Below are 11,000 nucleotides of genomic sequence, written 5' to 3'. Positions count from 1 at the left end.
TGACGTTTATCTATATTGTTCCCCTCAAAACTATGGCGCTCAATCAGCTCCCGCAATATTTGCTTAAGCATTTTACTTTTACGAACACCTAGCGGTGCTAAAACAGCTTCTTCATGCTGCTGTGCTGCGATAAGGAGATCATCAACTAATGACATCCCGCTCGATGTCACGCTAACTAATGTTATTCGTTTATCACTACCATTATGGTTATTATGGCGGATCACATGCCCTTGCTGTTCAAGTCGTTGTAGCACACGTGTAATTGTTGGCTGCTTACTCACTGTTTTTTGCGAAAGCTCAGTGATCCCCATAGACCCATTACCTGCTAATGTGGATAACACCCGCCATTCCAATACAGAAAGCCCTTTGGTTTCCACGGTCGCGTGAAACTCTGAAGAGACCAGCATCCAAGCCTGCCCAAGCAGGGCAGGCAAATAATGATCAACAAAAATTTTTGAATCTGGCATTTGCTCCCCTTGATAAGCACTATGCATTAAATCACCGCCCCTCAAAGAGTAACAGAAAAGAGCAATAATTCAGCTAAAACTTACCATTTAGCAATGAACCAAACCCACCAATACCAGTCTCTAAACCCAACTTTTTCAACATCATATACGTGGTAGCCACCGAAGACGATAATACGGGTAGCCCTACGCGGTCTTCAATAAGCTGTATTGACGGTAACGAAGGCATCTGTACACAAGCGGAAGCCACAATAGCATCCACTTGCGTATTCAATTTTTTGGTGATTTCAACGGGAGCTAGCGGGTTTTGCCGCCCCACATCCAAGTTATCAGGGATTTCTAGTGAAATGCTATCCACCACTTCAATGCCTTCATTTTCTATGTAATCAATCACTAACTGAGTGAGAGGTTTCATATAGGGCGTTAAGATAGACACTTTTTTTGCCCCAATAGCTTGTAACCCTTCCACTAATGCCCCTGCACTAGTTACAACTGGAGCTGGATGGCCATTATCCATGGTGCGTTGAAATAAGCGTTTTTCAGAGACCCGATGGTAACCGTTCCCCATGCTCATGATCGCCACTAGGCAAGCATATCCCAGCACATCTACAGCAGCATCTGACAATTCAAGTGCGCAGCGGTCGCTATCTGAATCCATTTTTGCCAATTCGTCTTTGGTGACTTTTTGCATCCTCATACGGCTTGAGTGGAAAGTAAAACGCTCAGCAAATAGAGCTTCCCTAGCCCGTAATATAGCCGGGATCTCCGTTTCCATCGTGGTGTTGGATGAAGGTACAATTTGCCCGATCCGATATGTTCGCACTAAATTCATTGCCCTACCCCCCCAAACGGTTCTTCTGAGCTGGGAAAAACATTTAATTCATCGATATCTTGCCCTTGGTGATTAAAGCGTGCAGCAGTCAGCGGGCGACGATTTACCTGTAAATCAAAAATATCAAACCGATTATAGTGCCCAGTAATATCATGCATTTGCCGTGGCTGAATACAACGATTCAAATCAATCTCACCATACACAATGCCTTCTTTGTCAACCAATGGTTCACCAATCACCCGCCCATCAGGGCCGATAATGCCAGAAAAAGCACTATTAGGCCGCGCCAGTAAGTCACGGGCTTCTGGATGAGAGGCAGACATCGCCTCAATAATTTCCTCTGATACTGTTGAGCAAGCAATAATGGTGAATACTTTGCCTTCAAAACAGTGTGCAGAAGCGCGCAGACGAATAGCATCCGCCATATCGTAATCTTTTGGCGCAACGGGTAAAGCAATATAGCTGGCGATATGCACTAATTCCCCTTGGGCTAATAAAGCAAACCTCGCTAAGGTATTGGTATTTTCCCCACACGCTAGGGCCCCCAATGGCCCAATACTCGTTTGGTGCACTTTTAATGAAGAGGCATCCCCATTGGCCCACGTCAGTTTTTCCGCCCATGTCGGTACCAGTTTGCGATGACGGCCTAAAATTTGCCCCTCATCCGAAATGGTGACTAATGTATTGTACAAAGTCGCGATGCCTGTAGGGCTGCGCTCATTGACCCCAATAACAACGTTAATGTGATGGCGTGCCGCAGCTTGCGCGACTTTTTGAATTTCCGGCCCCGGAACTTCGATTGCCGATTTACACAGTTTTTCAAACCACGGACTGCCGTCAATTGGGTTCATTACCCAACTCCAATACGGATAGCCTGCAATAAAAACCTCTGGAAAAGCCACTAATTTTGCACCGTTATCTGCGGCTTCCTCAATTAACCGACACACTTTATCCACAGTTGCGTCAGTGTCTAAAAAGACAGGAGCCGCCTGTACTGCTGCTGCTTTAAAACATTGAAGTTCTAACATGCTTCCCCCTTACACTGACACAACCGGATGACGCAATTCACCAATGTGTTCAACATAGGCCTCTATCACATCCCCCGGCCAAACCCACTCTTGAGGAGAACGCCCCGCACCAACCCCCTCAGGCGTCCCAGTAGCAATAATATCCCCTGGCTCTAACGTAATACCTTGGCTGATATCTTCAATCAATGTATTCACATTGAATAACATATGACGGGTGTTTGAATCCTGTTTGGTCACACCATTCACTTTTAAGTTCAGGTTTAAATTATGGGGATCAGGGATTTCATCAGCAGTTACAATACATGGGCCAAACGGTGCATAAGTGTCTTGCCCTTTAGAGTAAATCCATTGCCCAGCACGGCGGCAATCACGCGCACTCATATCTATCATCAAGCTATAACCAAATACATAATTGAGGGCATCTTTAGCTGCAACCCTTTTCGCACGAGTCCCAATGACCACAGCAAGTTCGACCTCCCAATCTAATTGTTGGGTGATCTGCCCGTTATGTTCGATAGCATCTCCAGGGCCAATTACGGTCGTTGGCGGTTTAGAAAAAATAACCGGTTGTTTAGGCAATTCTTTCGAAGTATCTAAAGTACGACTGGACTCAGCAACATGCTCTACATAATTTAAACCTATGCCAAAAATATTTTTACGCGGACGAGGAATAGGCGCTAAAATTTTCACATTTTGCACTGGCCATGCCGTACCCGCAGGAAATAACCCTTGGTAGATATTAAGCAACTCAGTACCCACACGTACGCCTTGAGGGCCTAAATCAATAAAATCCAACATATTATCTGGTAGATATTGCCCCTGTTCTTCAGCTAGACGAGCTAAATCCACGACTTGCTGGTCAACAATAGCCCCTAAACGAGCAGCGGCAGTTACATCAGAACGGTAAGTTATTAAGCGCATATGATTTCTCCTTGAGTGCCACTTAGAATTGCACTCAGTTTCACGTAAAATTAGTTAATTAAAACCAGACAAAATTGTTATCAATAACTCAGCCTGTTAAGAGGCCACCTTTTGGTGCCCATCGTTATCTACTAAGGCTTCTTCGTAATACAGGCCTAAAGACTGCATCACGGGTAAATCATTAAAACAAAACAGACATGCGTCATCCGTTTGTGAAATATTGACGTGTTCATGGAACATCCACGACGGTACGCAGAAAATGTCACGCTCTTGCCAATCAAAGCGCTGGCCATTAATCACTGAATAACCTTGGCCTTTCGCAACTTGATAAATAAAGCTCCCCGTATGGCGATGGGCTTTGCCCACAAACCCCGGTCGTAGCAATTGCATACTGGCCCCAATTGTCGGCATCACTGCCCCTCCCGTTAATGGGTTGGTGTAGTGCATCAAAATGTCATCAAATACCGAGCCATCCGCGACTTTTGCCGCACGACGTAATGCATCGTAAGTTGGCCCCCATTGGTATTTAAATAATGGGGAATACGGTTTATCCCAGCCGATATCATGTGGCCTTAACGCAGTGCCGCCCCACATGCCAACAGGGTAATCAAGTGGGCGTGTCTGTACTTGGTGTAAATCAGGGTGAACTTTATAGAAACCGGCTTCCATGGCATTAACCAATGGAATATCAAGGCCATCTTGCCAAATGCACGGTAAACCATCTTCCGCTACCCCATGCTCATGCCATGTGCCGTTAGGTGTGAGTACAAAGTCGTTAGCTTCTAGCATCATTTTCTGCCCTTCTACGATGGTATAAGCACCACGACCTTCCATAATAAAACGCAACGCCGAAGAGGAATGAGCATGAGCAGAAGCGGCTTCTCCGGGATGCATGACTTGCAGACCGGAATACAACCACCCCACGGCGGCCGCCACATCTTGACGACCGGGGTTATTCAGGTAAATCACACGACGCCCTGCTTTTTCTGGGGTCACTAATTCCACCGAACGCAACACATGCTCACGTAGGTCACGGTAACGCCACAAAACTGGCACAGAACTAGACTGAGGTTGCCACGGCTCTATTTTGTTTGCGACTGTCCATAAAGCGCCAGTTTTTAGTGCATCCAGTTGTTGGTAATACGCGACAAGTTCAGGGGTGTCAGCTACATCAGCTCGACCCGCCACATTTTCACGATATTGGTCATGGGACTGTGTTCTCATGCTATTTTCCTCTTCATTTGCCAACGCCCTTAGCGTGACCTCAACGATTGGGTAAGCTGTTGGCGCCCGTATTCATACGCTGCTGGCCACTGTGTTTCCCAGCCATAGCGAGCACATTCATGTAATAACCATGCTGGGTCAGATAACAATGGACGCGACAATGCACATAAATCTGCCCGCCCTGCTGCGATAATGCTGTTAACTTGGTCAGCGTCGGTGATCGCCCCAACGGCGATCACCGGGACCCCGGCTTCGTTACGAATGCGGTCAGCCATTGGTGTCTGGTACATCCGGCCATACACCGGCTGCTGTTGCGGCGAAACCTCCCCTGAAGAACAATCCACCATGTCGACTCCCACTTGTTTCATCGCACGAGCAATTTGCACCGCATCATCTACAGTGGTCCCCCCATCTACCCAGTCGGTACTGGAAAGACGTACTGACAATGGTTTTGACCACACTTGGCGTACTGCGCTGATCACTGCCAATGGAAAACGCAGGCGATTTTCTAACACCCCGCCATACACATCGGTACGTTGGTTGGTTAATGGAGAAATAAAGCTCGACAGTAAATAACCATGACCAGCTTGTAATTCAAGCCAATCAAACCCTGCTGCCTCAGCACGCTTGGCAGCGGCGACAAATTGGTTAGTTATTATTGCCATTTGTGCTTCAGTAAGTTCTGCCGGTGTTTGTGAAATATTGGGTAAATACGGTAGAGCAGAAGCAGAAACTAGTGACCAGTTCCCTTCTTTCAGCGGGTGGTTTTCATTTTCCCAACCACGCTGAGTTGACCCTCGACGCCCAGCATGACCCAATTGAATACCAATTTTGGCACTGGTATTTTGATGTATAAAAGTCGTTATGCGCTGCCAAGCCGAGACTTGCTCGTCATTCCATAACCCAGCACACCCCTCAGTGACACGTGCATCTGGGGCGATAGCCGTCATTTCTGCCATGACTAACCCTATTCCTCCTAACGCACGGCTCCCTAGGTGTACCAAATGGAAGTCTTCAACCACGCCTTGATTGGCGCTGTATAATAAGGTCGGTGAAGCCACCACACGGTTACTCAAGGTAACCCCACGTAACTGATAAGGTGTCAGCATTGGCGGTATATTGACTGGCGGTGTGACACCCGCTTGCGCAGCGAACCACTGTTCGTATTTTTCCAGCCAAGGAGTATCACGAACACGCAAATTTTCATGGGAAATACGTTGAGAGCGCGTTAACAAAGAATAAGCAAACTGCTCGGGAGCAAGGTTTTCATAGCGGCTAACATTTTCGAACCACTCGGTGGAATTACGCGCCGCATTCTGAATTTTCAGGACTTCCACGCTACGTACTTGCTGATAATGTGCTAGCCCATTGCGTAAATCACCTTTTGCAGTTTTCAGGCTTTCACACAGCTCAATCGCATCTTCTAAGGCTAATTTGGTGCCTGAACCGATAGAAAAGTGCGCAGTGTGAGCCGCATCCCCCATTAACACGATAGGTACATCTTTCCCTGATGTTGGTTGAGTCCAGTGTACCCAGTTATCACAAATGACCCGCGGGAAACGGATCCAAATTGCTGCGCCACGTAAATGCGCAGCATTAGCCATCAATTTTTCCCCTTCAAGCCATGGAGCAAACAAGTTTTCACAGTAGGTAATCCCATCTTCTTGCGACATCTGGTCAATACCTGCTTTTAGCCAAGTTTCTTCTGTCGTTTCAACGATAAAGGTTGATAACCCTTCTTGAAATTGATAGGCATGAACTTGGAACCAACCGTGTTCATTTTCGGCGAATAGGAAGGTAAATGCATCGAAAATCTTTTTAGTACCTAACCAAACAAAACGGCAACGACGCGGGTCAATATCTGGTTTAAATACCTCTTCATAACGCGTACGTACCGCGCTGTTAATACCATCGGACGCAATGACTAAATCGGCTTGGTACTGACGGGCGATGTCTTGATCGTCCGTGACTTGAGTTTCGAATACTAGCTCGACACCTAGTTCAAGGCAGCGGTCTTGCAAGATATTGAGTAATTTTTTACGCCCTATACCAATAAAGCCATGCCCCCCACTGCGGTGGCAAGTCCCTTTGAAATGCACATCAATGTCATCCCAGTGACTGAATTCCGCAGCAATGGTCTCTGCCGACTCAGGGTCTGCACGGCGTAAGTTATGCAGTGTTGCATCTGAAAATACGACCCCCCACCCAAAAGTGTCATATGGCCGATTGCGTTCCACTACCACAACCCGATTTTGGGGATTTTGCCGTTTCATCAGTAACCCAAAGTACAAGCCTGCCGGCCCACCACCAATACATACAATATTCATCATATTTCCCCTTTTGCGCTTACGGGTTGTTGAGCAGTTAACGCCTGATACAGAATGTCGGGTATAGGAATAGCTTGATGTGTCACTAGCGAGGTGGTGACATAAGTTTGTGTCACTTGCATGCGTAATTCCCCCTCTCGCCCTATGCAGCGCTGACGTAAGGTCAAAGATTTGCTACCAATACGTTCGACATGAAGCTCTAGCATCACTTCATCCCCCATACGGCTAATCGCGGTAAACTCAGCGTCTAAGTGTACGGTCGGCAACCCAAACCGTTGTTCAAGGATATAACCGGCAAACCCTTGAGGAATGAGTTCATCAAACCAGTGTTCAAGTAGGTTGTTAAACATCACAAAATACTGGGGATAAAAAACGATCCCAGCAGGGTCACACTGCGAAAAATGAATTTTATGTGGTCTAGAAAATTTCAGTAAGCTCATGATTTACCCTTAATTTATAGCCAGCCGTTGGCGACATTTTTCTAATTCTTTTCCATGTTCATCAGCCAATGCAGCTTCACGCAGTTCCCGCAAATTAATTGGCGCTAACTTACTACCCTGCTGGGCAACGATATCCATTAATATTTGGAAATTACGCAACCCTCGAGCATGTGTATCGCTATACCCCTTAACCACACGCTGGCACTGCGTAATTTCTGCAGCTAGTGCAGGGTTGGTTTGTGCAGCCTGAGCCACTAGCTCTAGCCACTTTTCAATCCGTTGTGTTTCAAGTTGATAACGTAACGTCGAACGCCGTCTTTTTCGCCAAGCAGCTAATAGATACAACTGTAAAAAGCCAAAGAAAGAACTGGTAGTGATGGTGCGCCCTTTTTCTGTCACTTTGCGAAGCGCTTTGTGTAACCAATGTGGACGCATTAACCAGCGACCTAAATTTTTGGGAAGCGTTTCGCAGATTTCTTCAATGCGTGGATGCATAAATTCATTGATATTCAATAATTGGTTATCTTTTGCCTGTACTTCATCGCGTACTCGCGCAAATCGGCTATCACGGATTTTCAGGTCAGCCACACGGATGGTGTCCTCATAAGACATCCAAAGGGCCAAATGGCGTGCAAGTGCCCGCTGTAACCGCTCATCTTGGCCACCATTTTGCGCAAACAGGTTATTAAGGCGATTCAAGTACAACGTGGCATAAGCAGGGTCTTGGTAATCAATAAGCCGACGGATGCCTTCGGTGACCAGATAATGCACATGAGGAGAAAATTCATTTTCGACACGCGCTAGTAACGCTGAAACTTGCTTGTTTTTAGGTGTATGTATCACGTTTTGTGCTGATGGCGCTTGGTAAGGCTCTTCCGGGTGTACTGACTTTTCAGCACCTAATGCGAAAGCACGCAAGCTTGGTTTTACACCGACGCCACCACGAACAATCGTTTCCTCAAATTGCGTGCGGCTAAAGGGTAAGACCCCTGAACCAAACAACGCACCAAATAGAACCGCGCTGATGACACTGCCTGTATCCTGTGCCGCTTGTGACATATCAAAATGAATAAACTGGCGGGCAGATGAACTTGCGTGACGAATAAGTGCTTGGCTATCAACGCGCCCATCTCCCATCGCTGACTTTTCAGCAATTGAGTAAACACGGTGTGTCGAGCTGATTAAGGTCGTCCGTTCTGGTGTAACAAAACCCCGTTGAACTGCTCTGCCCGCTTCCATTAACTCAGAAGCCAGTACTACATCAACATCACCCGGCATAGGCATTAGGGCTAAAACTGGGCGTGGCGTTTGTAAGTTATCTGCGCCAGGAAATAACTCGACATAATAAATCGTCGCTCCCGTACGCTGGGCAACACCAGGTACTGAAGTTGTTTGCGCAAAATAACCATTTTCTTCGCCTAGATTGACTATCCAATCCGCAAGAACTCCGCCACCTTCACCACCCATCGCTAAAATCGCTATTTTGATGGGCTGCAATGCTATTGAGGATGAAAGCATTTATTCCCCCTTAAAAACTGAATTGTTCACGACGACGCGAATCACGACGTTGTAAATAACCAATAAACCAACCTCGAATACGGTGGCATAGCTTGTCCCAGCCAGTTGGATTAGTGATAATCTGGGCTTTAAAAAATGAAGGGCATAAAACAGCGGCATGAGAAACCTCACCGCATAAGCCGCAGCCCACACAGCTATTCATTACTGTTGCAACTGGGTCAGTTCTCAATGGGTCTTGGTTGGGCTTGATGGATAAAGATGGGCACCCTGATAAACGAATACAGGAGTGATCTCCCGTACATGTATCAGGGTCGATACCGAAACGTTCACGCACGACTCGTTTACCCGCAGCAACATCAGTACGAACCTTTTTCTTTTCACGTCGCTGTTTATTCAACATACATTCGCTTTGTGCAATGAGGACTTTTGGCCCTTTCTCATCAGTAGTTAAAGCTTCACGTAATGTGTTAGTCATGGTTTTCAGGTCATAAGTGTGTTTAATGGTTTTAACCCAATTCACACCGACCCCTTTCACGGCCTTTTCGATTTCATGGCCCGTGCTACGCGTTGGGTTTAAAGCGGTTGATGAAAGAATATCTTGTCCACCCGTTGCTGATGTATAGCTGTTATCAACAACAATGGTTAAATTATCACTACGATTAAACACGCTATTCGCAATACCACTGGTTAAGCCGTTATGCCAAAAGCCGCCATCACCCATAACTGAAATAGCGCGCTTCCCTGCTTTTGCATTCAAGGCCGCAGCACCCGCACCTCCCAGCCCATATCCCATGGTGGTATTACCTAAATTAAAAGGAGGCAGTATGGAAAATAAATGGCAACCAATATCTGCACTGACATGGTGTTCACCCAATTCACGTTCAACCAGTTTCATCGCAGTAAAAATAGGCCTTTCTGGGCAGCCAGTACAAAAACCGGGTGGGCGTGCATGTACCGAGCTATCTAATGTTGGCTCTGCTGCATTCACATATTCAGGTAGAGGGTCATCAAGCTGTTGAGTGGCAATGTTAATGGTTGGAATACGGATTTGCTTTGCAGCGGCTTTAACTTGAGGCTCAATTTTTCCGTAATGTTCAAGGAAAGAACGCAAGCCAGCAAGCACAGTCGCTGTATTGTATTCACCTGCCATCGGCAACATATCCTTGCCATGTAATTCAATATCAATATTTCGTTGGCGTAGGATATTTGCTACGTTTTGCTCTACAAAGTTCGGTTGCCCTTCCTCTAGAATAAGAATGGCCTTTTTATTGCGGCAAAAACGCTCAAATTCATCATCAATTAGAGGATAGGCCACATTCATCACGTATAACGGTATTTGGCTGTTACCAAAAACATCCGCTAATCCAATTTGATTTAAAGCGCGGATCAACGTGTTATAGCACCCCCCTTGTAATGCAATGCCCACATCTTCTGCGTCTTCAGCAAAAAATTCATTCAGCTCACGCTGTTGGATAAATTTAATTGCAGCAGGCCAACGTGCTTCAATTTTTTCTTTTTCGTGCAAGAAACTTGCTGGCGGCAAAACAATACGGCTAACGTCTCTTGTCGGGTTTTCGAGGGCATCTTTTACGGTAAATTTAGGGTGTTGATTATCAGAGCAAATGAATTGCCCATGAACATGGCAAGAGCGAATACGCATCTGTAACATGACAGGCGTATTACTCGCTTCAGAAAGATCAAACCCATCTTTTACCGCTTGAACAATAGATGGCAAATTAGGACGAGGGTCAAGTAGCCACATTTGAGACTTCATCGCGAAAGCATGGCTACGCTCTTGCATAATAGACGAACCTTCGCCGTAATCTTCCCCAACAATGATCAGTGCCCCACCCAGTACCCCACCGGAGGCTAGGTTTGCTAGAGCATCAGAAGCGACGTTAGTACCCACAGTTGCTTTAAAAGTCACTGCTCCACGAAGAGGATAGTTCACGGAAGCCGCGAGGGTTGCGGCCGCCGTTGCTTCACTGGCACTGTTTTCAAAACGTATTCCATACTCAGATAAAATATCTTGTGCGTCAGCAAGTACATCCATTAAGTGTGAAATAGGCGCACCTTGGTAGCCAGCAACATAAGAAACACCTGATTCCAATAGTGCTTTTGTGACAGCAAGAATGCCTTCACCACTAAACGTTTCCCCTTGCCCTTGTCGTAATTTTTCAACTTCTTGTATAAACGATCGCTCAGCCATTTTTACCTCACCCGTAAACGTCAGAACGTTTTTATCT

9 protein-coding genes are annotated in these 11,000 nt (G+C 46.3%); all 9 read right to left on the bottom strand.

The genetic code is table 11. The features are described 5' to 3' along the window. On the bottom strand, positions 1-467 hold a 467-nt coding region (locus OQV04_RS21280; protein ID WP_332642847.1), incomplete at its 3' end, for a MarR family winged helix-turn-helix transcriptional regulator. Between the two features lie 73 nt (positions 468-540). Further along, entirely contained in the window at positions 541-1,296 is a 756-nt protein-coding gene (locus OQV04_RS21275; protein ID WP_042848448.1) for a maleate cis-trans isomerase family protein, read from the bottom strand. Further along, positions 1,293-2,324, bottom strand: a complete 1,032-nt coding sequence (locus OQV04_RS21270; protein ID WP_048608766.1) for a carbon-nitrogen hydrolase family protein — start codon at positions 2,322-2,324, stop codon at positions 1,293-1,295. Before OQV04_RS21270 ends, OQV04_RS21275 begins: the two co-directional genes overlap by 4 nt. Before the next feature lie 9 nt (positions 2,325-2,333). Beyond that, the gene (locus OQV04_RS21265) at positions 2,334-3,245 is read right to left on the bottom strand and encodes a fumarylacetoacetate hydrolase family protein (RefSeq protein WP_042848451.1); all 912 of its coding nucleotides are present in this window, start codon (positions 3,243-3,245) and stop codon (positions 2,334-2,336) included. Positions 3,246-3,341: 96 nt separating this feature from the next. Continuing rightward, entirely contained in the window at positions 3,342-4,469 is a 1,128-nt protein-coding gene (locus OQV04_RS21260; protein WP_042848452.1) for a cupin domain-containing protein, read from the bottom strand. A gap of 29 nt (positions 4,470-4,498) precedes the next feature. Further along, positions 4,499-6,799: a bifunctional salicylyl-CoA 5-hydroxylase/oxidoreductase gene (locus tag OQV04_RS21255; RefSeq protein WP_240669291.1), complete on the bottom strand. Its 2,301-nt coding sequence runs from the start codon at positions 6,797-6,799 to the stop codon at positions 4,499-4,501. After that, the gene (locus OQV04_RS21250; protein ID WP_042848455.1) at positions 6,796-7,236 is read right to left on the bottom strand and encodes an acyl-CoA thioesterase; all 441 of its coding nucleotides are present in this window, start codon (positions 7,234-7,236) and stop codon (positions 6,796-6,798) included. The genes OQV04_RS21255 and OQV04_RS21250 overlap by 4 nt, the downstream gene beginning before the upstream one ends. Before the next feature lie 9 nt (positions 7,237-7,245). After that, positions 7,246-8,754 (bottom strand): indolepyruvate oxidoreductase subunit beta family protein, encoded by a 1,509-nt coding sequence (locus OQV04_RS21245; RefSeq protein ID WP_272678422.1) that lies wholly within the window; start codon positions 8,752-8,754, stop codon positions 7,246-7,248. 10 nt (positions 8,755-8,764) lie between these two features. Next, positions 8,765-10,963 carry a thiamine pyrophosphate-dependent enzyme gene (locus OQV04_RS21240; protein ID WP_129466995.1) on the bottom strand — a complete coding sequence of 733 codons (2,199 nt, stop codon included), beginning with the start codon at positions 10,961-10,963 and terminating at the stop codon, positions 8,765-8,767. Positions 10,964-11,000 lie beyond the last annotated feature (37 nt).

Source organism: Escherichia sp. Lx600-2 (assembly GCF_036662595.1).
Lineage (GTDB): Bacteria > Pseudomonadota > Gammaproteobacteria > Enterobacterales > Enterobacteriaceae > Escherichia > Escherichia coli.
This window is presented reverse-complemented; position numbering and strand designations above follow the sequence as displayed.

What these genes read in the sequence shown, in the direction of transcription:
- OQV04_RS21255 (WP_240669291.1), bottom strand. Translation starts at nt 6,799, where the DNA reads ATGATGAATATTGTATGTATTGGTGGTGGGCCGGCAGGCTTGTACTTT.
- OQV04_RS21260 (WP_042848452.1), bottom strand. Translation starts at nt 4,469, where the DNA reads ATGAGAACACAGTCCCATGACCAATATCGTGAAAATGTGGCGGGTCGA.
- OQV04_RS21275 (WP_042848448.1), bottom strand. Translation starts at nt 1,296, where the DNA reads ATGAATTTAGTGCGAACATATCGGATCGGGCAAATTGTACCTTCATCC.
- OQV04_RS21250 (WP_042848455.1), bottom strand. Translation starts at nt 7,236, where the DNA reads ATGAGCTTACTGAAATTTTCTAGACCACATAAAATTCATTTTTCGCAG.
- OQV04_RS21245 (WP_272678422.1), bottom strand. Translation starts at nt 8,754, where the DNA reads ATGCTTTCATCCTCAATAGCATTGCAGCCCATCAAAATAGCGATTTTA.
- OQV04_RS21270 (WP_048608766.1), bottom strand. Translation starts at nt 2,324, where the DNA reads ATGTTAGAACTTCAATGTTTTAAAGCAGCAGCAGTACAGGCGGCTCCT.
- OQV04_RS21240 (WP_129466995.1), bottom strand. Translation starts at nt 10,963, where the DNA reads ATGGCTGAGCGATCGTTTATACAAGAAGTTGAAAAATTACGACAAGGG.
- OQV04_RS21265 (WP_042848451.1), bottom strand. Translation starts at nt 3,245, where the DNA reads ATGCGCTTAATAACTTACCGTTCTGATGTAACTGCCGCTGCTCGTTTA.